This window comes from Myxococcus guangdongensis, assembly GCF_024198255.1.
In the GTDB taxonomy this organism is placed as follows: domain Bacteria; phylum Myxococcota; class Myxococcia; order Myxococcales; family Myxococcaceae; genus Myxococcus; species Myxococcus guangdongensis.
In genome coordinates this window covers 389,935-415,313 of record NZ_JAJVKW010000001.1, presented here as the reverse complement: position 1 = coordinate 415,313, position 25,379 = coordinate 389,935, and the positions used below count along the sequence as shown (strand labels likewise).

The 25,379-nt window shown below is 66.8% G+C and carries 17 protein-coding genes; 9 read left to right on the top strand and 8 right to left on the bottom strand.

Annotated features, from left to right (window positions below; translation table 11 throughout):
- Positions 1-96 precede the first annotated feature (96 nt).
- Positions 97-4,104, bottom strand: a complete 4,008-nt coding sequence (locus tag LXT21_RS01710; protein WP_254036330.1) for a pentapeptide repeat-containing protein — start codon at positions 4,102-4,104, stop codon at positions 97-99.
- A 513-nt stretch (positions 4,105-4,617) separates the two neighbouring features.
- Here LXT21_RS01710 and LXT21_RS01705 point away from each other — a divergent pair.
- The 6 genes from LXT21_RS01705 to LXT21_RS01680 all read left to right on the top strand — a co-directional run bounded on the left by LXT21_RS01705 (position 4,618) and on the right by LXT21_RS01680 (position 10,943).
- Complete coding sequence (locus tag LXT21_RS01705) at positions 4,618-5,478, top strand: ion transporter (RefSeq protein ID WP_254036329.1); 861 nt, start codon at positions 4,618-4,620, stop codon at positions 5,476-5,478.
- 143 nt (positions 5,479-5,621) lie between these two features.
- Entirely contained in the window at positions 5,622-6,518 is an 897-nt protein-coding gene (locus LXT21_RS01700) for an NAD-dependent epimerase/dehydratase family protein (RefSeq protein WP_254036328.1), read from the top strand.
- A gap of 105 nt (positions 6,519-6,623) precedes the next feature.
- Complete coding sequence (locus LXT21_RS01695; protein ID WP_254036327.1) at positions 6,624-7,925, top strand: PQQ-dependent sugar dehydrogenase; 1,302 nt, start codon at positions 6,624-6,626, stop codon at positions 7,923-7,925.
- A gap of 281 nt (positions 7,926-8,206) precedes the next feature.
- Positions 8,207-8,956: a 2OG-Fe(II) oxygenase gene (locus tag LXT21_RS01690; protein ID WP_323393935.1), complete on the top strand. Its 750-nt coding sequence runs from the start codon at positions 8,207-8,209 to the stop codon at positions 8,954-8,956.
- An 80-nt stretch (positions 8,957-9,036) separates the two neighbouring features.
- Complete coding sequence (locus LXT21_RS01685; RefSeq protein WP_254036326.1) at positions 9,037-9,954, top strand: glutaminase; 918 nt, start codon at positions 9,037-9,039, stop codon at positions 9,952-9,954.
- Between the two features lie 614 nt (positions 9,955-10,568).
- On the top strand, positions 10,569-10,943 hold the full coding sequence (locus LXT21_RS01680; protein WP_254036325.1) for a DUF488 domain-containing protein: 375 nt from the start codon (positions 10,569-10,571) through the stop codon (positions 10,941-10,943).
- 89 nt (positions 10,944-11,032) lie between these two features.
- Here LXT21_RS01680 and LXT21_RS01675 read toward each other — a convergent pair whose 3' ends face one another.
- The 3 genes from LXT21_RS01675 to LXT21_RS01665 all read right to left on the bottom strand — a co-directional run bounded on the left by LXT21_RS01675 (position 11,033) and on the right by LXT21_RS01665 (position 16,768).
- Complete coding sequence (locus LXT21_RS01675; protein WP_254036915.1) at positions 11,033-14,179, bottom strand: efflux RND transporter permease subunit; 3,147 nt, start codon at positions 14,177-14,179, stop codon at positions 11,033-11,035.
- 76 nt (positions 14,180-14,255) lie between these two features.
- Complete coding sequence (locus LXT21_RS01670) at positions 14,256-15,395, bottom strand: efflux RND transporter periplasmic adaptor subunit (RefSeq protein ID WP_407666962.1); 1,140 nt, start codon at positions 15,393-15,395, stop codon at positions 14,256-14,258.
- Positions 15,392-16,768, bottom strand: a complete 1,377-nt coding sequence (locus LXT21_RS01665) for a TolC family protein (RefSeq protein ID WP_254036323.1) — start codon at positions 16,766-16,768, stop codon at positions 15,392-15,394. Before LXT21_RS01665 ends, LXT21_RS01670 begins: the two co-directional genes overlap by 4 nt.
- Positions 16,769-16,911: 143 nt before the next feature.
- Here LXT21_RS01665 and LXT21_RS01660 point away from each other — a divergent pair, with 143 nt between their 5' ends.
- Entirely contained in the window at positions 16,912-17,334 is a 423-nt protein-coding gene (locus LXT21_RS01660; RefSeq protein ID WP_267145388.1) for a MarR family winged helix-turn-helix transcriptional regulator, read from the top strand.
- 104 nt (positions 17,335-17,438) lie between these two features.
- Here LXT21_RS01660 and LXT21_RS01655 read toward each other — a convergent pair whose 3' ends face one another.
- Positions 17,439-18,476, bottom strand: coding sequence for a coiled-coil domain-containing protein (locus tag LXT21_RS01655; RefSeq protein ID WP_254036321.1), 1,038 nt, complete (start codon positions 18,474-18,476; stop codon positions 17,439-17,441).
- A 195-nt stretch (positions 18,477-18,671) separates the two neighbouring features.
- On the opposite strand from LXT21_RS01655, the gene LXT21_RS01650 reads away from it, so the two are divergent.
- Complete coding sequence (locus LXT21_RS01650) at positions 18,672-19,520, top strand: 2-oxo acid dehydrogenase subunit E2 (protein WP_254036320.1); 849 nt, start codon at positions 18,672-18,674, stop codon at positions 19,518-19,520.
- Between the two features lie 48 nt (positions 19,521-19,568).
- Here the strand turns inward: LXT21_RS01650 and LXT21_RS01645 are convergent, their stop codons facing one another.
- From LXT21_RS01645 to LXT21_RS01635, 3 genes are all read right to left on the bottom strand, one after another.
- Positions 19,569-20,555, bottom strand: coding sequence for a zinc metalloprotease HtpX (locus LXT21_RS01645; RefSeq protein ID WP_254036319.1), 987 nt, complete (start codon positions 20,553-20,555; stop codon positions 19,569-19,571).
- Positions 20,556-21,075: 520 nt separating this feature from the next.
- Positions 21,076-22,500, bottom strand: coding sequence for an HTTM domain-containing protein (locus LXT21_RS01640; RefSeq protein ID WP_254036318.1), 1,425 nt, complete (start codon positions 22,498-22,500; stop codon positions 21,076-21,078).
- Positions 22,493-23,722, bottom strand: coding sequence for an imelysin family protein (locus LXT21_RS01635; protein ID WP_254036317.1), 1,230 nt, complete (start codon positions 23,720-23,722; stop codon positions 22,493-22,495). The genes LXT21_RS01640 and LXT21_RS01635 overlap by 8 nt, the downstream gene beginning before the upstream one ends.
- Positions 23,723-23,864: 142 nt before the next feature.
- Between LXT21_RS01635 and LXT21_RS01630 the strand changes: the two genes are divergently transcribed.
- On the top strand, positions 23,865-25,331 hold the full coding sequence (locus LXT21_RS01630; protein WP_254036316.1) for an NHL repeat-containing protein: 1,467 nt from the start codon (positions 23,865-23,867) through the stop codon (positions 25,329-25,331).
- Positions 25,332-25,379 lie beyond the last annotated feature (48 nt).

Below are 25,379 nucleotides of genomic sequence, written 5' to 3'. Positions count from 1 at the left end.
TGTTCGGCTAACGCGAAGCACGATTGGGTTGAGATAGTGAATACAGTCGCGTAACCAGTCTGCGAACTCCACACGCAGAGTGGCCGGACAAATGCTTCACTTTTGGTCGAGTTCAGAGGTGATTTTTTCAGGACTGGATGGGGGTGTGTTGATGTCGTCGCAGACAATGAGCGCGTCGAGATGGCTAGGGCCATAGCTTTTTAAGAGGATGTTGAGAGTTCTCTGTTGAACGTCGGAAGCACTCTGTGTGTCGCCGAGCGTGGCGTGGAGAGGTCGCATGCGGATTAGGATGTCTGCTATTGGGGAAGCTTTCTCTCCCGAGTCCTCGGCAAACTCTAGCGCCTGCTCAAGCATTTTCAATGCTTCATTGGTCTTGCCTAGGAGGGTAAGCGTGTTTGCTGTATGGATGATGGATGGAATTAGTCCTTCGTGGCCTGAGTCGGAAGAACGCTTTATTTGCTCGATTATCTTCTGCTGTAGGTCAAGTGCGAGCGTCGTCTCTCCTACCTCCACGAGAGTTCGCGCCAGGAATCCGGTGTAGGAGTATGGTGGCTGCTCTGCGCTAAGTGACTTAAGTGTCGCTTCCTTTAGGAGTTGGATGAGCTGAGTTGTTATCTCGAGGTTGGAAGATGTTCTGTAGAGTTTTGCTGCGCGCACTAGCGAGCGAGTTTCGGTGTGGCTCTTCAGTTCGTCGATAGTGGTTGGTGGTTGCTGTGATGGAGTTTTCTCAAATATTTCCGTGTTCAGTGTTCCTTGTACAGAGTGAATTCGCAAAAAGCGACGACCAGCCTCCAGTGTTTTCTCGTCCATTGGACCAAGTTTCTCTGCGCAAACTGTGAGGACATGCTGTTGAAGTTCAAGTGCTCGGCCAAGGTCGTTTTTGCGCAACAGGCTAGTTACGAGTTCGTCGAACGCATTGAGGACTTCATGATGAGTGTCGTCATGCGCTCGTTGTGCGGCCTTGAGCATGTCCTCTCTGAGTCGGATCGCCCCGCCCAGATCGTTTGTCAGGAGCATTGAGTTGGCGAGAGATGATAGTGACTCTGAAGGCCATGGGAAGTTTGTGGTTCCGATTAGGGCCGAGTTGTAGGTGGTGAGCATTCGTTTTTGGAGTTCATTCATTAGCTGCGCGTGTCGGGTTTTCCGTGGATAGGTGGTTGCGTCGAACGCGCCAATTGCGATTGGGGAAAAGCTCCCCCATTGAGTCGTGTCGTCGTAGGTCGCATGTAAGAACGAGGCCCCGGAAACATCTGCGCCAATCAGATTGGTGCCAGTGAGATTAGCGTTGTTTAGATTGGCGCCTCTTAAATCTGCTCCGAAAAGGTTGGCGCATCCGAGATTCGCTCCTCTCAAATCCGCCCCGTATAATGTTGCCCCCTCTAGGTCGGCACGGAAAAGAGCAACTCCGCGCATGTTTGCATCCCTTAAGTCAGCATCTCGTAGACAGGCATTGCGAAAGCTTCCGTTTCGCATATTGGCGTCCGCAAGCAGCGCATTGCTGCAATCTGCAGAGTCTGCGTCAACGCCATGCAGGTCGGCGTTTGCCATGTTGGCGTTCTGGAATTTCGCATCTGGGACTTGTGAGTTTCTGAGTGAAGAGTCGCTTAGGTTGGCATTGCTGAAATTGGAGCTGCGGAAGTTTGAATTCCCCAGGTGTGCTTGATGAAGGTTGGTGCCGATAAATGATGCGCGAAAATGGCTTGAGTCGGAGATGTGTGCGCTTGGGAGTTCTGCGTAACTGAGATCGAGCGAATAAAACGTCATTATCCCGGATAGCCGTGCCTGGGGAAGCCTTGCTCTGGGCGCGCGTATGATTGCGAGCTCTTCTTCAAAAAAGAACCAGGGATACATGCTGCGCAAGGTTAATTCGTCTCTGTGAGTGACTCCCTGGGTGTCCTTAAGGTGGCTTGCGATCGCTAAAGTTGCCTCGCGGAGCCATGCGCTTTGGTCTTCGCGCACCGTGAGAGGCTGTCCATCATATGAGGATAGATGCTCTTGGTGGAATGTCTTTTCCGCCCATCTGAAAAGGGCAGCCCTGTCTTGTTCGCTGAGATTAAATGGCTGTCCAGGGGACCAGCGCTCGGACGGGGCTGAGTTAAGAATCTCCATTAGAAAATCGAAGCTTCGATCTCCTAATTGAAGCAGTCGTGCTCCAAGGAGTGCGCGTTCGAAGGGTTTGCGATTCTCCGTGTCCCGGACAATGGCTTTCAGGCATGTGGCCCAGTAGCGAGCGATGAGAAATTCTCTGAACGATTTGTGGCCGAACAACATGGCCCCACCTTGCTCGGAGTGTAGATTGGCCTGGAGTGCAAGAAGGAGGCCCATTTGTATGGACTCAATAATGTCTGGCGTGTTGCTTCTGATGTCCAGTTCGTTGCGGATGATTTTTGAGATTTCAAATTTATCTAGAAAAGATTGCCGGTCAGCTTGCTTGAGCCTAGCGTCTTCCCAGGCAGAGCGGCTCATGAGCCACAGCATTGCGTCTGGTTCAGTTGCGTCTCTGGGGATGAGAGACTTCTCGATAAGTTGGAGTTTTAGACTTATGGATGCTTGGTGAATGGCAGGATGGTTGTCTTGGTCGGATTCACACTTGCCGCGCGCAATGCTCTGGAAGAAACGCTCGTAGAGCTCAGCCTTGCTCGACGTAACGTCTTTTCTGTCGGAAACCCAGGTGTGGGCGATCAGGAGCAGCAAAATAGGGGTTCTGGAGAGTTCCAGAAGGCCTTGGGTCTTGAGGTCATTCTGTGTGGGGGTGGTTTCTTGGGGCGTGATTTTTCGCCATCTAGAGAGCCAGTCTTCGACCTGCGTGTTGTTCCAGGGGAGTAGTTCGATGATTGGTATTCCCTTAAGGGTGGTTGAATTCGGAGTGATGGCTGCGGGGCGAGTGAAGACGACAAATTTGTGGTCGTCTGTCGCTTCATCTTTGATTTGATTGAAAAGGGACTCCAGTCCGCGCTCACCTAGGCTGATTTCATCAAGGCCGTCAATTAAGAAGAGTGTCCTTTGTTTCTTGTGAGGCGAGAGCAATGCGGGTTCGCTAGTCTTTAGGGAGTAGCCCAGTGAATCTGCATGACGCTTCCTTGCGCGAGAGATTGCATGAGATAGGGTGGCTTGAGGGCTGAGGTCGTCGACGCAGCGAAGATGGATGGGCAGTGGGGATGTGATTGATGGCGAGGTGGTGGTGCGGTATTCTTTTGCTAATCGCTGGGTGAGCATTTTTGCTGTGAGAGATTTTCCCATTCCGAAGTCGGCTTGAATGATTGCGATTTTGTGGTGTGTTATTGTCTGTAGAATCAGGCTGATTGCGGGTTGGGCGAGGGAGCTTGGTGTCGACTTGCTGTTGGCAAGGGGTTCGACGTACATGTCTCGCAAGGGCATGAATGGGAGAGGGTCGTTGGTTCGGGCATCTCCGCGTTTCGCTCCTCCGAATGTGTGTCGGTTTTCCCAGTCAATCATGTCGATGATTAGGAGTTCCTGGAGGAGTCTTGGTTTGTAGTCTCGTTTGAGGCTCTCCAGATAGTTGCTGAGTTGTGTCCCTGGAGTGGATGTTAGAGCTTTCTCCCAGGCCAGAAGGAAGTTGCGTTCGAATTCTAGTGTCTCGAACCCCTTAACTTCAATTGGGGGTGGGCAATTGTTGGTTGTAGTAAAGGTCGCATTCCAAAGCGCCAGATAGTATGGATTTGCGAGCTGGTTCCCCGTTAGGCCCTCTATTAGTTCGAGTTCGACGGTGCCGGATGGCATTGTTCCTGGTGTGATGTGGGTGATGTTTAGGTTTTTGAGTATGGTTTGTGTTTCTGCGACGAGGGGCGTGGTCGAGGGGGCACCAAGCGGGATGTGGACTGTGTGGAAGATGCGGTTGGATTGCAGTTGACCAAGGGCGTGCCCGAAGCATTGGGTTGTGAGTGCAAGATGTAGTGCGCCGAGTTCAATCTCTTTGGGTGACGCCCTTTCGGTATGGATGGTTTTAGTGGCCCCAATTAGTTCGCTAAGTGTTTTAATCTCGTTGGCGCCGAGCCCAAGCTCCTTCCAAGCGTCGCGTGCCGCGATGCCTAGGTCGAGAATGCTCTTGAGGATAGGGAGGGCTGCTAGAATAGTGAGGGACATGGCGACATACTATCGTGATCGGTAATAGTTGTCATCGAGCTGGGAAGGTTGTTGGAAGGGTGTGGGGTCGATCCGACCCGGGAGCGACTGCGGATGATTCTGGCTTCTGGTGAATGGGTAGTGTTGCTTTTGGGGTGGGCGAATTTGTGCGTCTAGTCTTGGGGTTGGCGGGAGTCTTGTGGGTGGTAGGTTGAGATTGTTTTGTGGGATTGTATGGGTGGTCGCATGTCTTGTTTGTGGTTGGTGGGTTTGTCGGCGCGTTTGTTTGCGGTGTGTTGTGTGGGTTCGGTGCTGCGGCGTTGTGTTCCGTGGTGTGGTACTGCACGGCGATATACTGATTTGACGTTGGACCAGTTCCAGCGCTTCCTGGGCGTGCGAGTGTGCCGGGCGGATGAGGTGACGCGCACCCGCCGCGCCCGGAAGCCGGCGCATTCCGCCAAGGGGGCAGGGCGACTGTGACGTCGGGACGCAAGGTTTCTCGAATCGAGCGCCGTCGCGTCTAGACTGCCGGCCGTGTACAGGTCTTCCGAGCAGAGCCCCGTGGGCGGCTTCCGCGCCCGTCTCCACACCATCATCTTCGAGGCCGACACGCCGGCAGGGAAGGCGTTCGACGTGGCCCTGATGTGGGCCATCCTGTTCAGCGTCGTCGCCGTGATGCTGGAGAGCGTCACACCCGTGCGCGAGCGCTATGGCTCCGCGCTCTCCATCGCGGAGTGGGCGTTCACCGCCATCTTCGCCACGGAGTACGTGCTGCGGCTCATCGCCGTCCGCCGACCGCTGGACTACGCGCGCAGCTTCTTCGGCCTCGTGGACCTGCTGGCCATCCTGCCCTCGTTCCTGAGCGTGCTATTCCCGGGCGCGCAGACGCTGCTCGTGGTCCGCGTGCTGCGCCTGCTGCGCGTCTTCCGCGTGCTGAAGCTGGGGCACCTGCTGGGCCAGGCGGAGATCCTCATGACGGCGCTCCGTGCGAGCCGGGGGAAGATCACCGTCTTCCTCGGCTTCGTCCTGACCGTTGTCGTCATCATGGGCTCCGTCATGTACCTGGTCGAGGGCGAGGCCCATGGCTTCGACAGCATCCCGCGCGCCATGTACTGGGCCGTGGTGACGATGACGACGGTGGGCTTCGGTGACATCACGCCCAAGACGATTCCGGGACAGTTCATCGCGTCGGTGTTGATGATCATGGGCTACGGCATCCTCGCTGTACCCACGGGCATCGTCTCCGTGGAGCTGGCCGCCGCCGCGCGGGGGCCCGTGGACACCCAGGCGTGCCCCGGCTGCGGCAACCAGGGACACGACCTGGACGCGCGCTTCTGCAAGGCCTGTGGAACAGCGCTGGACTGGAAGGCGCCGAAGCCGCCGGCCACGCCCTGAGTCACGCCGTTGTTCGACGCAGGCCACCTGCTCCGGTCGGGATGTTCATTGCTGGCCGGGTGGTGCTCGGCTCGCGCACGAATCCGAGGCCCTCCGCTCCAGGCGCGGCACAGTGAGGCCCTTCCTTTCCTGGAGACCTCACGATGAACCTCTTCATCACGGGCGCCACCGGCTTCATCGGCGGCACCTTGGCCGTAGACCTCAAGGCCCGGGGCCATGCGATTCGCGGACTGGTGCGCGATGAGGCCAAGGCCCGGAAGCTGGCGGCGCTCGGCATCGAGCCCGTCCTAGGGGACCTGGACAACGTCGCGGTGCTCACGGCGGAGGCCCGCCGCGCGGACGGTGTCATCAACGCCGCGAGCAGCGACCACGAGAAGGCCATCCGGGCCTTGATCGAAGGCGTGAAGGGCTCGGGCAAGCCGCTGCTGCATACCAGCGGCTCCAGCGTCATCGGTGACGACGTGAAGGGCGACGCACTGTCACCCAACGTGTTCGACGAGGACACGCCGTTCATCGTCGAGCCCGAGAAGCGGGCCCGGCATGCACTCGACAACAGCGTCCTGGCGGCGCCTGGGGCTCGCGGCATCGTGCTGTGCAACACGATGATCTACGGCACGGGGAAGGGGCTGAGCCGCGACAGCGTGCAGATTCCTCCACTGGTGGCACAGGCTCGCAAGAGCGGCGTGGTGCGCGTCGTCGGCAAGGGCGTCAACCGCTGGTCCAACGTCCACATCGACGACGTCTCGGCGCTCTACGCCCTGGCCTTGGAGAAGGCTCCGGCGGGGGCGTTCTACTTCGTGGAGAACGGTGAGGCGTCGTATGCGGAGATTGGCGAGGCCATCGCGGCGCGGCTGAAGCTGGGCCCGGTCCAGTCCTGGTCGGTGGAGGAGGCGTCGCGCGAGTGGGGCGAGGGCCATGCGCGCTACTCGTTCGGCTCCAACAGCCGGGTGCGCGGCAAGCGCGCTCGGCGTGAATTGGGCTGGGCGCCTCGGCACGACTCGGTGACCCGCTGGATTCGCGAGGAGATGCCGTTGGAGTGAGGCGGCTTGCGTCCGCCGTCCGACATCCCCACATCCTTTTCGCACGGGGCCCGCGGCACTTCGTGTTTGCTGCGCGCCGTTCGTCCCACCTCGAGGAGTGTGCCCATGCGTTCCCTGTTGGCGTCCCTGGCTTGTACTTCCCTGCTGACCCTCGCGGGGACCTCGCACGCGCAGCCCGCGGGCAAACCCGCGGACCAGGGCGGCAACCTGGCCCCCGGGCAGGCGAAGGGCAGTCAGCAGACGGATCCTCGGCAGGGCCCCAACCCGACGGGCGCACCCGTCGAGCAGGCCCCGCCCAACGTCCCCGAGTTCAAGCCGGCCTTCCCCGGCCAGACGCGCGCGCCCGCCGTCAACACGCGCACCGCCCTGCAGGTCACCGAGGTGGCCGCCGGCTTCAACAAGCCCTGGGCCATCGCGTTCCTTCCAGACAAGCGGATGCTCGTCACGGAGAAGCCGACGGGGAAGCTCTTCATCGTCACGCCCGAGGGCAAGAAGTCGCCGGCCATCGCGGGCCTGCCCAAGGTGGATGGCCGCAACCAGGGCGGTCTGCTCGACGTCGAGGTGGGCCCCGACTACGGCACCAGTGGCCTCATCTACTGGACCTATTACGAGCCCCGGAAAGGCGGCAACGGCCTCGCGGTGGCGCGCGCGAAGCTGGTGGATGGACCCAAGCCCAAGGTCGAGGGCGTGAAGGTCATCTTCCGCATGGAGCCGACGCTCGAGTCCACGCTGCACGCGGGTGGCCGCCTCGTCTTCACGCCGGACGGCAAGCTGTTCGTCACGCTGGGCGAGCGCTCCATCATGGAGGGCCGCGTCCAGGCGCGTGACCTCAAGAGCGACTTCGGCAAGATTGTCCGCATCAACCCGGATGGCTCCATCCCGAAGGACAACCCCTTCGTGGGACAGAAGGACGCGCGGCCGGAGATCTGGACGTTGGGCCACCGCAACATCCTGTCGGCGGCGCTCGACAGCAAGGGACGCCTCTGGGAGGTGGAGATGGGGCCACGCGGTGGTGACGAGCTCAACCTCATCGAGCGCGGCAAGGACTACGGCTGGCCCACCATCGGCTACGGCGAGGAGTACTCCGGCGAGCCCATCCACAAGACGACCCAGGGCCCTGGCATGGAGCAGCCGGTGTACTACTGGGACCCGGTGATTTCGCCCTCGGGCATGACCATCTACTCCGGTGAGCTGTTCCCCGAGTGGAAGGGCAACTTCTTCATCGGTGGCTTGTCCAGCACGGCCCTCGTGCGACTGGTGCTCGAGAACGACCGCGTCGTCGGCGAGGAGCGCCTGTTGATGGACCAGAAGGCCCGCATCCGTGAAGTCGTCCAGGGGCCGGAGGGCGCGCTGTACCTGCTCACCGACGACTCGAACGGCAAGTTGCTGAAGGTGACGCCGCGCTGAACCCGGGCGGGGTGCTCGCGCATGGCGGCGGGGCTCGATACGCTCGCCGCGCATGCGCGACGAAGTCGATGCTGGAGGCTCGGCTGGCGCGGCCTGGAGTTTCCGCTTCGCTCGGTGAGGCTCCGCGCGATTGACCGCAACAACCGGGTCGCCTCTCGTCCTCGTGTGCGTCATTGCTGAGCCGTGTCCGGGCGCGAGCTTCGTGCCTCGGCGACGCTCGGGAGTGTGCACATGCGGCGAAGCAGGGTGGGGTTGTCGGGAGTCCAGGCGCGAGGAGCACCGTGAGTGCACGAGCCCTTCGTGCGCGGCCGATGCGCGGCCCGGGTTCAGTGGAGACGAGGCTGGCGGCGCTCGACTGGACGGTGCTCGGCGCGGAGCTGGATGTTCGCGGATGCGCCACGCTGAGCGGCCTGCTCACGGAGGAGGCGTGCGGCGCCTTGTCGGCGCTCTATGCCGCGGATGCACCGTTTCGCAGTCGAGTCGTCATGGCCCGCCACGGCTTCGGTCGGGGTGAGTACAAGTACTTCGCCTATCCGCTCCCGGACCTCGTGGCTGGGCTGCGGAGCTCGCTCTATCCCGGACTCGCATCCATCGCGAACCGGTGGAACGAGGCGATGCGCATCGACGTGCGCTACCCCGAGACCCACGCGGAATACCTCCAGCGGTGTCACGCGGCGGAACAACTCCGGCCGACACCGTTGCTGCTCCAGTACGGAGAAGGGGACTACAACTGCCTGCATCAGGACCTCTATGGCGACGAGGTCTTCCCTCTTCAGGTGGCCATCCTCCTGTCCGAACCGGGCCGTGACTTCACCGGCGGAGAGCTGGTGCTGACCGAGCAGCGTCCCCGGATGCAGTCTCGCGCGGAGGTCGTGCCGCTGCGTCAGGGGGATGGCGTCATCTTCCCGGTCCACCATCGCCCCGTGCAGGGCACTCGCGGCGTCTACCGCGTCAACATGCGTCACGGTGTGAGCCGCATCCGCTCCGGTCACCGGCACACGGTGGGAATCATCTTCCACGACGCGCACTGAAACGAGGCGAGGTCGCGTCACGGAAACCCGCACGGAGGGCTGGCTCGCGCGGCTATCCTGGCGCCCAGGCAGGTGGGCGCGTGACGGACGACTTCCAGGCGATTCTCGACGAGGTGATGACGGCTGTCCTGCCGGTGGTGGGGCAGGGCCGTGTGGCCAACTACATCCCCGCGCTGGCCGCCGTGGACCCGTCTCGGTTCGGCATGGCGTTGGCCACGCTCGATGGTCAGGTCTTCGGCGTGGGGGATTGGCGCACGCCCTTCTCGGTGCAGAGCATCTCGAAGGTCTTCGCGTTGGCGCTGACGCTCGCGAGAGACGGGGATGCGCTGTGGCGCAGGGTGGGGAAGGAGCCCTCGGGCAATCCGTTCAACTCCCTGGTGCAACTCGAGTACGAGCAGGGTGTGCCTCGCAATCCGTTCATCAACGCGGGGGCCCTGGTCGTCACGGACCGGCTGCTCAGCCTCACCGGGGACTCACGCGGGCTGCTGCGGGAGTTCCTGCGCGAGGAGAGCGGGAATGCCTTGGTGGACTTCGACCCGGTCGTCGCCGCGTCGGAGGCCGAGCATGGCCATCGCAACTCCGCGCTGGCGCACTTCATGGCGAGCTACGGGAACATCGAGAACCCGGTGCCCCGCGTGCTCGAGCATTACTTCTGGCAGTGCTCGCTGCGCATGAACTGCGCGGACCTGGCGCGTGCTTGTGGATTCCTGGCGCGACATGGGCAGGGCGCCTCGGGGAGGCGACTGCTCACGCGCAGTCAGGCCAAGCAGGTCAACGCGGTGATGCTCACCTGCGGCACCTATGACGCCGCGGGCGAGTTCGCCTATCGCGTGGGTCTACCGTGCAAGAGTGGTGTCGGTGGCGGCATCATCGCCGTCATCCCGAATCGCTGTGGTTTGTGTGTGTGGAGCCCGGGGCTGGATGCCCACGGGAACTCCGTCGCGGGCGTGGAAGCCCTGGATCGATTCACGACGCTCACGGGCCTCTCGGTGTTCTGACGTCGCCACGTGGATGAAGGCGAACCGGCCCTCGCGAAGTTACGCTTCCGTCGAGGACCGGCTCCCACCGCCCATCCTTCACGCCCGAGCCGTCTCACCTTGTTGAAGCGGTCTCCCGCTTCGCTCGCTGCGACACGCCCATCCAACCCGCCGCCCGTACCGCCCCGTACTGCCCCGTACCGCGTGCTGCTCGTCCTGCGTGCTGCTCGTCCTGCGTGCTGCCCCGTCCAACCCGCCGCCCGTACTGCGTTGCTGCCCCGTCCAACCCGCCGCCCGTGCTGCCCGTACCGCCCCGTCCTGCGTGCTGCCCCGTCCAACCCGCCGCCCTTGCTGCCCCGTCCAACCCGCCGCCCGTGCTGCCCGTACCGCCCCGTCCTGCGTGCTGCCCCGTCCTGCCCGCCGCCCTTGCTGCCCGCCCGACCCGCCCACCGCTGCGTCATCTTCGCTGCGTGCACTACCCCATAGCAGGGCGCGTGCCGTCCGAATGACCTCCGCTGATCCAAGTTTTTCCAAGCACTTGCACCAAACCCCCAGCACGTGACGCGCGCCGTCCAGTAAGAAGTCCGGTGTTCTCCTTCCGGAATACCGAACGCGCGCCACCGCGTTGACCCTGAATGCCCATCAAGACCCGTCGCTGGTGTGTCCCTGGCGAACCCGATGACGGTTGGAAGGTCCTCGTCTGTCGCTACAGGCCCCGCGGCCTCCCCAAAGCCAAGGAGACCTGGGACGAGTGGCGCCGCGAGCTCGCCCCCAGCCCCGACCTCTTCGAGGCCTTCTATGGAAAGGGCCAGGCGCCCATCACCCTGGATGCCTACCGCGCTCGCTATCTCGAAGAGATGCAGTCCCAGCGTGAAATCATCGTGTCACTGGCCCGGCGCGTGGACGCGGGAGAAACCGTGACGCTCCTCTGCTCCAAGGACTGCATCCTGGAGCCGGTGTGTCACCGCACGATTCTCGCCGAGCTCATCCAGTCCGCCCGAGGCACCTGAAGCCTCACACCCCGGACACGACTCCGCCGGCGCGGTGAAGGAGCCTGGTCGCTCCCCCTCCGGCCGGCGGTCCGTACTTCAGAAGGACGTCAGGGCGCGTGAGCCGGCGCCGGCAGCTCGTCCTCCGACGCATCACGCCGGGACGTCTCGCCGCGCAGCTTCTGCATCAGCACGTAGAGGCCCGGGATGAAGATGAGGTTGACGATGGTGGACACCAGCATGCCGCCGAACACCGCGGTGCCCAGCGAGTTGCGCGCCGCCGCGCCCGCGCCCTGCGCCAGCATCAGCGGCACCACGCCCAACAGGAACGCAATCGACGTCATCAGGATGGGACGCAGCCGCACCTCGGCCGCCTCCACCACCGCGTCCAGCGCGCTCTTGCCCTGCTCGCGCAGCTGCTCGGCGAACTCGACGATGAGGATGGCGTTCTTGCTGGCAAGACCCACCAGCATCACCAGACCCACCTGGCAGAACACGTCGTTGGCGTAGCCGCGGAGCAACTGCAGCGCCACCGCGCCCATGATGGCCAGCGGCACCGACAGGATGATGACGAACGGCAGGGCGAAGCTCTCGTACTGCGCCGCCAGCACCAGGAACACGAACAGGATGCCCAGGCCGAAGATGATGAGCGTCTGCCCACCGCTCTCCTTCTGCTCCAGGCTGATGCCCGTCCACTCCGCCGCCATGCCCTGCGGCAGGTTCTGCGCCGCCAGCGCCTCCATCGCCTCGATGGCCTGACCGGAGGACACCCCCGGCGCGGGCTGCCCGTTGATCTCCGCCGAGCGGAACAGGTTGTAGTGCCGGATGACCTGCGCGGACACCGTGGGCGTCACCTTCACCAGCGACTCGAGCGGAATCATGTCCCCGCTGTCGCTGCGCACGTAGAACGCGCCGATGTCCTGCGGGCTGTCGCGGAACTGCTGCTCGGCCTGCGTGTACACGCGGTAGGTGCGGTTGGCGTAGTTGAAGTCGTTGACGTACTGGCTGCCCATGTAGACCTGCATCGTCCCGAAGATCTGCTCGATGGGCACCCCGAGCGCCTTGGCCTTCTGCCGGTCCACGTCCACGTCCAACAGCGGCGTGTTGGCGTTGAACGCGGTGAACACGCCTCTGAGCTGACCGCCCTCGTTGCCCTTGGCCACCAGGTCGTCCGTGGCCGAGGCCAGCTCGTCCAGCGTGCGCGAGCCCGCCGCGTCCTCCACGATGAACTGGAAGCCGCCCACGCTGCCCACGCCGCGAATCGCCGGGGGCTGGAAGGGCAGCACGCGCGCCCCACCGATGCGGCTCAACGGGCCACGCAGCCGCTCCACCAGCGCCGCCACGGTGCTGCCCTCGCCGGGCCGCTCCTCCCACGGCTTCAAGCTGCTGAAGACGGTGGCCATGTTGGCGCCGGAGCCCTGCATGGAGAAGCCGCCGATGGCGAACATCGCGCGCACCTCCGGCTGGGCCTTGAGGATCTCCTCCACCTGCGCCAGCACCTTCTCCGTCTGGGCCAGCGACATGCCCTCCGGCCCCTGCACGGAGATGATGACGTAGCCCTGGTCCTCGTCCGGGATGAAGCCCGTGGGCGCCACCTTGAACAGCACCACCGTGGCGCCGATGCAGGCCAGGAACGCCAGGAGCACCAGCACCGGGTGCCGCAGCATGGCGCGCAGACCCCGGCCGTACGCCGCCTTCGTCGCGTCCAGCACCTTGTCCACCCAGCGGAAGAACACCCACTTCTCACCGTGGTGGTGCTTGAGCATGCGCGCGCTCAGGGCGGGCGTCAGCGTCAGCGCGCAGAACGTGGACAGCGCCACCGACGCGGCGATGGTCAGCGCGAACTGGCGGTAGATGGCGCCCGTGGTGCCCGGGAAGAGCGCCACCGGCACGAACACCGCCACCAGCACCACCGAGATGGCGATGACGGCGCCAGACACTTCCTTCATGCCCTCGCGCGCCGCCTGTCGGGGTGACAGCCCCCGCTCGGCCATCAGTCGCTCGATGTTCTCGATGACGACGATGGCGTCGTCGACGACAAGTCCCGTGGCCAGCGTGAGGCCGAACAGGGTGAGCGTGTTGATGGAGAAGCCCAAGAGCTGCACGAACGCGAACGTGCCGACGAGCGAGACGGGCAGGGTGAAGGCGGTGATGAGCACGCTTCGCCACCCGTGCAGGAACAGGAAGATGACGAGGATGACCAGGATGATGGCTTCCACCAGCGTCTGGAGCACCTCGTGGATGGAGGCGCGCACCGCGAGCGTGGTGTCCGTGCCCGTCAGGTACTCCATGCCCGGAGGGAACTGCTCGGACAGGCGGTCCAGCTCCCGGTACACGCCGTCGCGCACGTCCAGCGCGTTGGCGGTGGGGAGCTGGAAGATGCCCATGCCCACGCCCACGCGGCCGTTGAAGCGCAGGATGGTGCCGTAGTTCTCCGCGCCCAGCTCCACCCGGCCCACGTCCTTCACGCGCACCGCCTTGCCGCTCGGGTCGCGCATCAGGACGATTTCACCGAACTCCGCTGGCTCCACCAGCCGGCCGCGCGCGCGCACCGCAATCTGGTACGGCTGCTCCTCGGTGGAGGGCGGCTGGCCCACCTGGCCCGCGGCCACCTGGAGGTTCTGCTCTTGAAGGGCCCGCGTCACGTCCATGGGCGTGAGCTTGCGGCGGGCGAGCTCGGTGGGGTCCAACCACACGCGCATGGAGAACTTGCGCTCGCCGAAGATGCGCACGTCGCCCACGCCGCGCACGCGCTTGATGGCGTCCTTGAGATTCACGTCCGCGTAGTTGGAGAGGAACTGCGCGTCGTAGCGGTTGTCCGGGCTGGACAGGGCCACCGTCATCAGCATCTGGCTGGAGGCCTTGTTGACGACGATGCCCGTCTGGTTCACCTGCGAGGGCAGGCGCGAGGCGGCGCGGCTGACGCGGTTCTGCACGTCGACGGCGGCGACCTCGATGTCGCGCGTGGGCTCGAAGGTGACGGTGATTTGACTGGTGCCGTCGTTGCCGCTGGTGGAGGTGATGTAGCGCATGCCCTCCACGCCATTGAGCTCCTGCTCGATGGGGATGGTGACGGCGCTCTCCACCACCTCGGCGCTGGCGCCCACGTACGTGGACGTCACCGTCACCTGCGGCGGTGCCAGGTCCGGGTACTGGGAGATGGGCAGGGTGGGAATGGCAATCAAGCCCACCAGCGTCAGCAGGATGGAGCAGACGATGGCGAAGACGGGTCTGCGGATGAAGAAGTCGACGAACACGGCGTTCAAGCCCTCGAAATCATGGTGGGGGCCGGGCCTCGCGGCGTGCCGTCCGAGGCCCGGTCCATCCAGCGCTTCAGCGGCTGCCCGCCGTCGCCGCGCCGGCGCCCGTGCTCGGGGCGCTGTCCGCGGACTTCACCTTCACGGCCATCCCGTCACGCAGGGCCTGCAGCGAGGACACCGCCACGCGGTCCCCCTGCTTCAGCCCGTTCTCGATGACGTAGGCCATCTCACCCAGCGCGCCCAACGTAATCGGGCGACGCTCCACCACCGTCTTGCCTTCCTTCTCCTGCACCACCATGGCGAAGGGCTGGCCGCTCAGTCGCACCACCGCGAGCGCCGGAATCTGCAGCGCGTCCCGCTTGGCGTAGACGATGCGCGAGCGCACCAGCTCGCTGGGGCGCAGCCCCACCGTGTTCTGGAACGCGGCCTTCACCTCCACCAGCTGCGTGCGCGGGTCCGCCTGCGGCGCGACGAAGAACAGGGGGCTGGTGAGCAGCACCTTGCCCTGCGAGTCCAGCACCTCCAGCTGCGTGTCCGGCTTGAGCGCGCGCGCCCGCTCCGAAGGCAGCGACACGCTGACCTCCAGCACGTCCGCCTGGGCGATGGTCGTCAGGGGCGAGGTGGCGCTCACGAAGTCACCCATGCGCACCAGCACGTCGCCCACCGTGCCCGCGAAGGGCGCGCGCACGGCGTGGAACTGCAACTGCACCTGGCGCTGCGCCACCTGCGCGGCCGCCGAGCGCGCCGAGGCCTCGGAGGCCTCCAGCTGCGCGCGGCCCTGCTCCAGCTCCTGCGCGCTGGCGAGGCCCTCCTTGTAGAGCGCCTCCGTGCGCGCGAAGGTGCGCTTGGCCAGCTCGCGGTTGATGTTCGCGGAGCTCTGCTGCGCCTGCGCGCTGTCGAGCGCGGCCGTCTCCGTGCGCGAGTCGACCTCCAGCAGCGTCGCGCCCGCCTCCACCTTCTGGCCGGGCTTCACGTGGATGCGGCGGATGTAGCCGGCCACCTGGGGCAGCACGGTGATGTTCTGCCGCGAAAGGAGCGAGCCCAGGTACTCACCCGTGTCCCGCACCTCGCTGGGCGACAGCGTCAGCACCTGCACCTCGCGGGGCGGAGGCGCGGCCGGGGCCGCCGATTTGCCCGAGCAGCCCGCCGCCATCAGCAGGGCCGTGCTCCACACCGTCATCTTCAGCGCCATCAGGGGGCGCACCCGTCTCACCAGTCGCACCGGGCCTCCGTCAAGAATGCGTCCAGGCGCGCCTGGACCGCCTCGAATTCACGCAGCGCCAGGGCCAACTCCGCCTGGCGCAGGGCCGCTCCGCTCTGCACCAGCTCCAAGCTGCTGCCGCGGCCCACTTCAAAGGAACGTCGCGTCAGCCGGTCCGTGCGGTCCGCCAGCTCGCGCGCCTCGCTCGCCGTCTTCACCAGCGCGTCCGCCACCTCGACGCTGCGACGGGCCTGCGTCACCTCGACCGACACGTCGCGGCGATTGCCCTCGAGCGTCTCGGCCGCCTGGCGCTCGATGCCCGTGCGCTCGCGCACCAGGCCCCCGCGCAAGCCACCCTCCCAGAGGGGCACGGCGATGACGGCGGAGATGGTCCACGTGGAGAAGCGGCCGAAGCCCGGGTCCGTCGTCACGCCGTTCAGGTTGGACGCGAGGCCCAGCGTGGGCAGGTAGCCCGCGGACGCCTGACGCCGGCTGTCGCGCGCGGAGTCCACCTGTGCCTTCGCGGCGACCAGGTCCGGACGGGACTCCAAATCCTGGAGCGGCGTGCACGCCTGGCGCGCCTCCTCCATCAGCCCGTTGAGGTTGAAGGCGGGCTCCACGCCCACCGCGTGGCCGAAGCCCAGCGCGATTCCGAGCGCCTCGCGCGCCCGACGCAGCTGCTCGTCACCAGCCACGAGCGCCCCGCGCGCCAGCGCCACGTCCTGGTTCACCCGCACCACGTCCAGCTGGTTGCTGGCGCCCAGGTCGAAGGAGCGCGTCGTCAGCGCCGAGCGCTCCAGCGCCTGGAGCAGGCCCACGCGGTTGAGCTCCGCGGCGCGCTCGGCGGCCACGGTGGCCACCAGCGTGCGGGCAAGGCCCAGCGTGAGCCGGCGCCGCGTGTCCTGGAGGCTGGCCACCGCGCCCCGCTCGGCCGCGGACGCGGAGGACAGGTTGCGCCACGCGCCCACGTCCACCAGCGACTGCGTCAGCGACGCTGTCATCGTGCCCAGGATGGGCGCGGTGGGCGTGCGGCCGTCCAGCGCCGGGGAGGGGAAGACGCCCACGGCGGTGTCGGGGTTGAGCAGGTCGTGGGCCGCGGTCGCCCGGGCGCTCGCGTTGGGCAGGAGCGACGCCAGGGCCTGACGCCAGCGGCCCTCGGCGCGCTGCACGCCCGCTTCGGCGGAGCGCAGGTTGGTGGAGCGCTCCCGGACGAGCGTCAGGGCCTCATCCCAGGTGCGCACCTGCTGCTGGGCGGGAGGGACGGGGGCCAGCATCGGGTCCTCCACCTTCGTCTGGAAGGGCTGGGGCGGAGGGACGGAAGGGCTCGACTCGGGCGGCGTCGAGGTCGCGACGAGCGCCAGGAGGATGACGGTGGGGGCGGACATACCAAGGGGGTAGGCAAGGGTGACGACAGGTGCGACTGGATTCCCCCCGTGTGGCCAGATGCGCCAAGCCGATGTAATTGACAACCGTTGTAGGTGACAACTATTTCGGACGTCCGATGACTTTCGCGGAGCAACTCGCTTCCTTGCGTCGTGCCATCCGCCGCCACCTCACCGAGAAGCTGGGGGCGCGGACGACCCGGCCGTTCAATCAACTGCTGGCGTTGAAGGGCATTTCCGAGGGCGCGCTGCGACAGGCGGCGCTGGCGGAGCGGCTGCTGGTGGACGCGCCCGCCGCGAGCCGGCTGGTGGACCGGTTGGAGGAGGACGGGCTGGTGCTGCGGCGCGCGGGAGAGGACCGGCGCTGCGTGCGGCTGGAGTTGACGGCCGCGGGCGAGCGCGAGCTGTCCTACTTGGTGGACGCCCTGCGGGAGCTGGATGGAGAGCTGGGGGAATACCTGCCCGCCGCGGAAGTAACGGAGTTGCAACGGCTGATGGGGAAGCTCCAGGAGGGCCTGGTGACGCGGCACTCCGGCGAGGGCGCTCCTGCGACGGACGGATGTGACTGACGTCCGGGCGGGTGCGGGCCCCTTGAACGACGAAGGGCCCGGCCCACCGGAACAGCTGTCCCGGAAGACCGAGCCCCTCGGGCTCGACAGGCGTGTCGTGGGGCTCAGGCCTGCTGCGCGGGCTTGGCCTCGCCGTCGGCGGTGGCGTGCGAGTCGGTGGCGGCGGGGGCCTCGGTGGCCTGCTGCTGGGCGGCGGCCTGGGCCTCGGACTCGGCGCGCACGCGCGAGGTCTCCTCGGTGCGCTGGTCGCTGGCGGCCATCTCCTCGGGGGTGAGCTCGGTGCGCTCGGCGAGGATGCCCGTCTTCTTCTCCAGGTCCTTGATGGCGCGGCGCATGAGGTCGCGCTCGAGGAGCGTCCGGTTCAGGCGCTTCTCCAGGGCCTTGTACTTGTCCTTCATCAGGTCCAGGTCGTGCTTCGTCACGGTGTAGACGCGCTGCTGCGTCTCCGCGCGGCCCTTGACCCGGCGCACTTCCTTCTCCAGCTCCACTGCGCGGAGGCGGTCCTTGTTGGCCGCCTGCTCCAGCCGGTCCATCTTCTCCTTGTCCGCCTCGCTCAGCTCGCGGATGACGCGGCGGGGAGAGCGGTCCTCGCGCGCGGCCTCGGCGGCGGGCACCACCGGCACGGCGGCGGCGACGACGGACTCACCCTCCTTGGCGGGGGCGGCGATCTGCGGCACGGGCGCGGGGGCGGCGACGGGCGCGGCCTGGGGCTCACGGCGGCGGCCCTTGCCCTCGGACTCGGCCTTCAGGCGCTGGTTCTCGGTGAGCACCTGGGCCAGCTCCAGCCGGGTCTGCTCCAGCTGGATGGAGGCGTTGCGCTCCACCTCGGCGCGCGCCTTGGCCAGGTCCTGGGAGCCCTTGTCGGACTCCTTCTGCTCGAAGACCTTGCGCTTGGTCTGCTTGAGCTGCTCCTTCACCTCCTGAAGCTGAACCCGCTGTTCGTCGAGCTCCTTCTGCTTGCGCTGCAGCTCGGCCTCGGCCCGGGCGCGCGCGGCCTTGTGGTCGGCCTCCAGCTCCGCGCGGGGCGCGTTGTTGGACGCGGACGAGGACGACGGGAGCGCGGCCTGCTTCGCGCCGCCGAAGAGGTTGAAATACAGCGAGATGGCGAGCCCGACTGCCAGGGCGATGACCAGGAACGACACGGGACGACCTCCACGGGAGGGATCTGCAAAAAGCGGGGCAGCCTACCGTCCAGTACAGGCGCGTCAAGGGTGCGCTGGGGGCGTGCGCGGGGTTCACCGCTTCCTCGCCTCGTCCGTGCGCGGGGACTGGTGGAAATCTCCAGGAGGCCAGACGTCCGGCCGACCAGGGTCTTCCCCGCCCCGTCGGGAGCCGCGATGCTGGCTGGCGTCCCTTCCCCTGTCGAGGACCGGCGTGACATGGCGCACCTGGAGCTGAGACCCAAGCCGCGCATCTCCAGCTTCCGCAAGCTGGCCCTCGGCAGCTGGGCGGCGCCGTATGACCCCACCGTCTACGGCTCGCTCACGGTCCGGATGGACCGGGCGCTGGTCTACATGGACGCCTTCCAGCGGAGCACGGGGACGCGGCTGACGGTGACGCACCTGGTGCTCAAGGCCCTGGCGGTGGCGCTGCGACGCTGTCCCGACGCGAACGCGGTGCTGCGCTTCCATCGGCTCTACCTGCGTGAGCGCGCCACGGTGGCGGCGCTGATGCGCGATGCCGCTGATTCGCGGTGGAGTCCGGTGCGGGTGATGGACGCGGACCTCAAGGGCCTGCGGGACATCGTCGCGGAGCTGGAGGCGGGGCCGCGCGACGTGGCGGCCTCACGGGGCTGGCGGTGGGTGGCGCGGATTCCCGCGCCGCTGATGCGAGGGTTCACCCGGTGGGTGTCGTTCCTGGCGGTGACGCTCAACGTGGACTTGAGCCGCTTCGGGTTGCCCCGGGACGCGTTCGGCGCGGCCATCGTCACGGACGTGGGCGCGCTGGGGCTGGACGCGGCGTATCTGCCGCTGGTGCCCTTCACGCGGGCGGCGGTGTTCCTGGTGCCCGGCGCGGTGCGCGAGGTGGCGGTGGTGGAGGAGGGGAGGGTGGTGGTGGGCAAGGTGATGAGCCTCAACGCGTCCATCGACCACCGCTTCATCGACGGCTTCCACGCGGGCGTGCTGGCGAACACGCTGAAGCAGCTCCTGGAGGACCCGGAGGCGGCGTTCGGTCCTCCGGGGTGACGCGCGGCGGGAGCCCGGTGTCATGGGCTCCCGCGCCTGGCTGTCACGTCAGTACGCGTACTCCCAGCCGCCGCGGCCCCGGGCGCGCGAGCCACCCGCGCGAGCGCTCATGGCGCGCAGCCGGCGCACCCGCTCGGGGATGGGCGGGTGGGTGGAGAACAGCGACATGACGCCGCCCTTGTGCAGCGGGTTGACGATGAACAGGTGCGACGTCGCCGGCGCCCGGTCGTACGGCATCATCTCCGCGCCGCGCTCCATCTTCAGCAGGGCGTCCGCGAGGGCATCGGGGTCCCCGCTCAGCTCGGCGCCGGTGGCGTCCGCGCCGTACTCGCGCGAGCGACTGACGGCGAGCTGCAGCAGCGTGGCGGCGATGGGCGCCACCAGCAGCAGGCCCAGGTTGGCGAAGGCGCCGGCGAGGCCGCCACCCTCCTCGTCATCGCTCCGGCCGAGCATGGAGCCGCCGAACCAGAAGAGCATCTGCGCCGCGTAGCTGATGATGCCGGCGAGCGTGGCCGCCACCGTGCCGATGAGCGTGTCGCGGTTGCGCACGTGGCCGATTTCGTGGGCGAGCACGCCCTCCAGCTCGCGCTGGTCGAGGATGTCCATGATGCCGGCCGTCACCGCGACGGCGGCGTGCTTGGGGCTGCGGCCGGTGGCGAACGCGTTGGGCGCGCGCGTGGGCAGGATGTAGACCTTCGGCTTGGGCATGCCCGCGCGGGCCGACAGCCGCTCCACCATCTGATGGAGCCACGGGGCCTGCTCGTAGGGCAGCGGCTGGGCGCCATGGATGGCCAGGGCGATCTTGTCGCTGAACCAGTACGAGCCGAAGTTCATCACCACGGCGAAGAAGCCGGCGAACATGAGTCCCTGCGCGCCGCCCAGCCGCTGGCCGATGACGAGCACCAGCGCGGTGAGGCCCGCGAGCAGCACCGTCGTCTTGAGCGCATTGCCCAGGCGGTGCCACCCACCGCCGCCATGCAGCGCCGGACGTCCGCCGCCGTTCCGGGAAGTTTCGTGGGTGTCCGTGAATGCCATGTCGTCTCGTTCCTTTCCCCCGCTCAGGGGCTTCAGAAACGTAAACAGGGGCGCTGGCTCGTCAATGAAAGCCCGTGAAGCGGCCTGTGAATCCAGGGGCTTGCGGGGGCCCCGTGTCGACGCTCGGACTGTCCGTGAGCGGGCGGCCAGGGATGCGCCCGCATGCACGGCCAGGCACCGTCCGCGCGATGCGCGACAGTCGCCGACGTTTCACCCGGGCGGCGCCTTGAATGATGCGGAGGCGACCGCTTCGAGTCGTCGCGGGCGGGCACTCCAGGGCCCGAAGAGCCGGCTCGTGCAGGGCGTGGTTCTGAACCCTCGCCCCGGACGTTCGCGCATCGCCCGAGCATGCCGCGCCCCATGGTGTGCGGAGCGGAGGTCGGCTGACCCGCGGCACGCGCGGGAAGCGTCCCGCGGTGCCTCAATCATCATCGGGTGGGGCTCAAGCGTGCGCTGGTCGGCTGACCCGAGGCACGCGCGGGAAGCGTCCCGCGGTGCCTCGGTCATCGCCGCGTGTTTCTCAATGCACCTGCGCGCGCCACGTGGGGCGCAGCTTCACGGGCGGAGTCTCGGGCGCGGGCAGGATCCACGGCTTGCTCGCGAGCCCATCCTCCACGTGCGCCAGGTCCACGTCCGGGTCCACGAGCAGCTGCGCCGCGCGTCCGTTCAGCGACACGCGCACGTCGGCGCGCACCTCGACGGGCCCCAGCCCCCGCGCCTCGAAGTCGCGAGCGATGTGCCGGGCGAGCTGGAGGATGAGGTCCGGCTGCACGGACATCTCACGCTCCTGCAGCCGCGTGAGGTAGTCGCTGGGCGGCACATGCCACTCGCGCCCGGTGGCGGGCGAGGTCACCACGAACGTCGCGCTGCCGTTCTTCTCCCGCGCCATCACGCGCCAGGAGAAGCGCATGCCCTGCTCGTGCCACAGGACGTTGCCGCCATACAGGTGCGTGCGCAGCGGCACCGCGACCTGGAGCACGCCGTAGACCACCGCGACCGCGAGCCCCGCCCAGGCAAGCGCCGTCACGGGCCGGGCCGAGACGGGAGGCACGGACACCGGAGCAACCGCCTCGCCCCGTCGCCGCAACGCACGCACCCGCGCCGCGATGCGACGGGGCCACGCCGAGTCGAAGAAGACGAGCGCCGCCGTCACCATGATGAAGGGGAACATCCCGATGGGGAACAGCGCGGACGTGGCCGCGTGGAAGCCCACCACCACCACGTAGGCGAAGGGCCGCAGCCTGCGCGACAGGAGGAAGGCGACGATGGTGGTGTCGAACAGGAAGCCGGCCCACGCCGCCGTGTACGCCACCCAGCGCTCGTCGAGGAACGGCCCCACGAGCGGGAGGCTCGTCCGCGCGGACAGCCAGATGTTGAGCGGCTGCGCGTGCACGAGCCAGTCGGTGGTGAGCTTCGCCAGCCCCGCGAACACGTAGACGACGGTGACCTGGAAGCGCAGCAGGTACGTGCACCACGCTGGCAGCGTGTCGCTCCTCAGCGCGGGCTTGCGCCACGCATCGAGCGAGAAGGCGCGGTGCGTGGGCACGAAGACGAGCAGCCCCAGCAGCAGGCTCACCAGGTAGTAGTGGTTGAGGTAGTTGCTGACGTCGACGAGCTGCACGTACGAGAACGCGACGAAGAGCAGCACCGTCGTGGCCCGGTAGAAGAGCCCCGCGGACAGCAGCACCCCGAGCACCGCCAGCGCCGCGAACACCGCGTGCATCCATGGCGCGGGCAGCGCCGGCACCCAGCTGAACCCCCAGTAGGTGAAGTGGTAGCGCGGCCGCGTGAACAGCACGTCCACCCAGCCGTAGGCCAGGAAGCGCACCGATGAGACGGTGATGAGCACGCCGAGCGCCACCCGGAACGCCACCAGCGCCGCGATGTCCCGCGGCGCCAGCAGCCAGCTCCAGAGCCGCGCGGCCCCTCGAGCCTGCTCAGTCATTGTCCCCTTCGACGGACTGGGGCAGCTCCAGGTCCAGCACCGTGACGAGCTCCGTCTTCAGCACGTCCGTGACGCCCTTGAAGGCGTCATGCAGCGCGCGCACCGACGCCTTGTCCTGCGCCAGCGCCTGGTGCAGGTCCTCCTCCTCGATGGCGGGGAACGCGGCCTCCGCGGCCACGATGCGGTCGACCATCTTCTGCGCCAGCGCCTCCGCGCCCGCGGCCTTCAGCACGTCGTCGAAGCCCGTGCCCGTGTAGTTCTCGTCGCAGCCCTCCGCGAGCAGCCGGAACCCCTTCAGGTTGGCGCGCAGGTTCGCCTTCGAGCGGTGCGCGAACTGGGACTCGAGGTGCTCCGGGCAGGTGTCCGTCGAGCACTCGCGCATGCCCAACGGCCGCGCCAGCTTCAGGTCCTTGCCCTCGCGCTCGAAGTAGAACATCGCGTCGCTGATGGAGTTGAGCGCCGCCTGGCTCGTGGGGAACACCGTGTTGCCGGAGCCCGCCGTCGCCAGCGTGTTGGAGAAGTTGTCCTGGTCCGCCGCCCACGCCTTCACCAGCTGCGCGGCCTTCAGGTCCACCTCACGCGCCACCACGGCGGCGTACGCCCGCTTGCGCGAGGCCCGCTCCTCCGTGGACAGCGCCGCCCACGTCCCCTGCGCGACGATGGGCGAGGTGCCCTGGCACGCCGTGTCCTCGCCCGCGTAGAACATCAGGTACTCCAGCGCGTACAGCCCGCGCCGGCTCACCAGCGACGTGGGGAAGCCCGGGGCCTCGTAGCCCTTGGAGACGATCTGCTCCTCGATGGCGCACCGGCTCACCAGCGGCCACGAGTAGATGTTGTCGCGAAGCTCCGCTCCGCCCGCCGCGCCACGAGGCGCCGCCGGGCCCACCTGCATCACCTCCGCCACCTGCCACGAATCCATGGCCGCATGGTACGCCGTTTTCGCCTGCGCCAGGCTCGTCGCGTCCGGCTGCGCCGCCCACGCGGTCACCGCCTGTGACAGCGCGGTGCTCGTCGTGTGGAACTCACGCGCCGTGCGCTCCACGCACACGCCCGTGGCCTTCAAGAGCGCCCCGCGCGAGGTGTCAGGACCAGGCCCGCCGGGCCCCGCGTCGTCCTTGCCGCGGTCTGACTCCTTGCAGCCCCCGAGGGTCGCCAGGGCGGTGATGAGAAGCAGCGCGCGAGTGCTCCGCGCGCCAGAGGGGGGAACGAACGGGAAAGACATGGGATCTCGCTTGTCTCGGTCGGGTTCGCGGCTCTTGTCTTGACACCCAGGGAATGCCTGGGCTAGGAGCCGCGGTCGATTGTGAGAACGATTCTCATTAGCAGGTTTCAAAGTATTACCACCACCCGGGAGCGGGGCCATCATGAAGCGCAGCAGTGAGCAGAGAAAGTTCGTCGGCGTAGCATTCCTCACGGCGTCGTTGGCCGTTTTCGGCAGCGCGTGCGGCGACGACGACGAAAAGCAGCCCCAGCCGCAGACCCCGGACTCCGGCACGCCGGACTCGGGAACGCCGGATTCGGGCACGCCTGACGCGGGCCCGGGAACCACGGTGCTGGACAGCGACATCGGCCTGATGCGCTTCAACGCGGACGGCGCGGTGGACACGACGTTCGGCGCGGGCGGCACGACGCGGCTGGACCTGAGCACGGTGGTGCCGGGCGGCGCCCGTGACTCCGTGTGGGGCGTGGCGGCGGATGCGACGGACCGTCTGGTGGTCTTCGGCGCTCGCCGCGGCGAGGGTGACCGCGTGGACGCGGACCGCGTGGTGGTTCGCTTCACGGCCAACGGCGCGCGCGACACCACGTTCGCGACCGAGGGCGTGCACACGCTGAACATCTCCAACCTGAGCGACGGCGCGCGCAACGGCATCGTGCAGGCGGACGGGAAGATCCTGGCCTCGGGCTACACCAGCCAGCCGACGGGCGTGGGCACCCAGGCGGCCAACCGCATCGTCCTGCTGCGCCTGGACGACACGGGCAAGCCGGACAACAGCTTCGGCTGGAAGGGCGTGGTCAACAACGCGCCGTTCGGTCGGGTGAGCGATGTGAACCCCGAGTGGGGCATGGCCGAGGCGTACACGGCGGGCCAGTTCTCCGACGGCAGCTACGTCACCACGGGCTACGGCCGCAGCGCGTCCTCCGGCGCGGTGGACATGGTGAACTTCAAGTACAAGGCGAACGGCGACCGCGACATGGAGTTCGGCACCGGCGGCGTCGTGCTGCTGGACCTGGTGGGCGACAACGACCGCGGCCGCAACCTGGTGGTCCTCAACGATGACCGCGTGGTGACGGTGGGCAGCGCGACGCCGGCGGCGCAGAAGATCGCCGGCCTCATCCACATCACCGACAAGAACGGCGTGCCCACCACGCAGCTCGGCGCGGACGGCTACAAGCTGTACGACTTCGAGCGCCCGGAGCAGGCGTTCTTCGGCGTGGCGAAGTCGAAGGACGGCAACTGGGTGGCCGCGGCGGGCTACCGCGCGGGCGGCGACAACGACGACGACGGCGTGCTCGTCATCGTCCCGGTGGGCGCGAACCCGGGCGCGGACGTCGCGGTCGCGGCGCCCATCTCCGAGACGGAGAACGACCGCTTCTGGTCGGTGGCCTTCGACGCGTCCAACCGCATCTACGCGGCGGGCTTCGTCACCGAGGGCGGCGACAACCGCCTGATGGTGGCGCGCTACACGACGGCCGGCGTGCTGGACACGACGTTCGGCACGGGCGGCGTCGTGAAGCACAACTTCTCCGTCGGCAAGACGGAGGAGGCGGTGCGCGGCATCGTGGTCCAGTCCGACGGCAAGATCGTCGTGGCCGCCACGGTCGAGAAGTAGTCACGTAGAAGGGGTCAGTCCCGGAGCCGGGGAGGTGGGTCCATGTCC

What these genes read in the sequence shown, in the direction of transcription:
- LXT21_RS01650 (WP_254036320.1), top strand. Translation starts at nt 18,672, where the DNA reads ATGCTGGCTGGCGTCCCTTCCCCTGTCGAGGACCGGCGTGACATGGCG.
- LXT21_RS01635 (WP_254036317.1), bottom strand. Translation starts at nt 23,722, where the DNA reads ATGTCTTTCCCGTTCGTTCCCCCCTCTGGCGCGCGGAGCACTCGCGCG.
- LXT21_RS01680 (WP_254036325.1), top strand. Translation starts at nt 10,569, where the DNA reads ATGCCCATCAAGACCCGTCGCTGGTGTGTCCCTGGCGAACCCGATGAC.
- LXT21_RS01640 (WP_254036318.1), bottom strand. Translation starts at nt 22,500, where the DNA reads ATGACTGAGCAGGCTCGAGGGGCCGCGCGGCTCTGGAGCTGGCTGCTG.
- LXT21_RS01710 (WP_254036330.1), bottom strand. Translation starts at nt 4,104, where the DNA reads ATGTCCCTCACTATTCTAGCAGCCCTCCCTATCCTCAAGAGCATTCTC.
- LXT21_RS01700 (WP_254036328.1), top strand. Translation starts at nt 5,622, where the DNA reads ATGAACCTCTTCATCACGGGCGCCACCGGCTTCATCGGCGGCACCTTG.
- LXT21_RS01695 (WP_254036327.1), top strand. Translation starts at nt 6,624, where the DNA reads ATGCGTTCCCTGTTGGCGTCCCTGGCTTGTACTTCCCTGCTGACCCTC.
- LXT21_RS01630 (WP_254036316.1), top strand. Translation starts at nt 23,865, where the DNA reads ATGAAGCGCAGCAGTGAGCAGAGAAAGTTCGTCGGCGTAGCATTCCTC.
- LXT21_RS01665 (WP_254036323.1), bottom strand. Translation starts at nt 16,768, where the DNA reads ATGTCCGCCCCCACCGTCATCCTCCTGGCGCTCGTCGCGACCTCGACG.
- LXT21_RS01645 (WP_254036319.1), bottom strand. Translation starts at nt 20,555, where the DNA reads ATGGCATTCACGGACACCCACGAAACTTCCCGGAACGGCGGCGGACGT.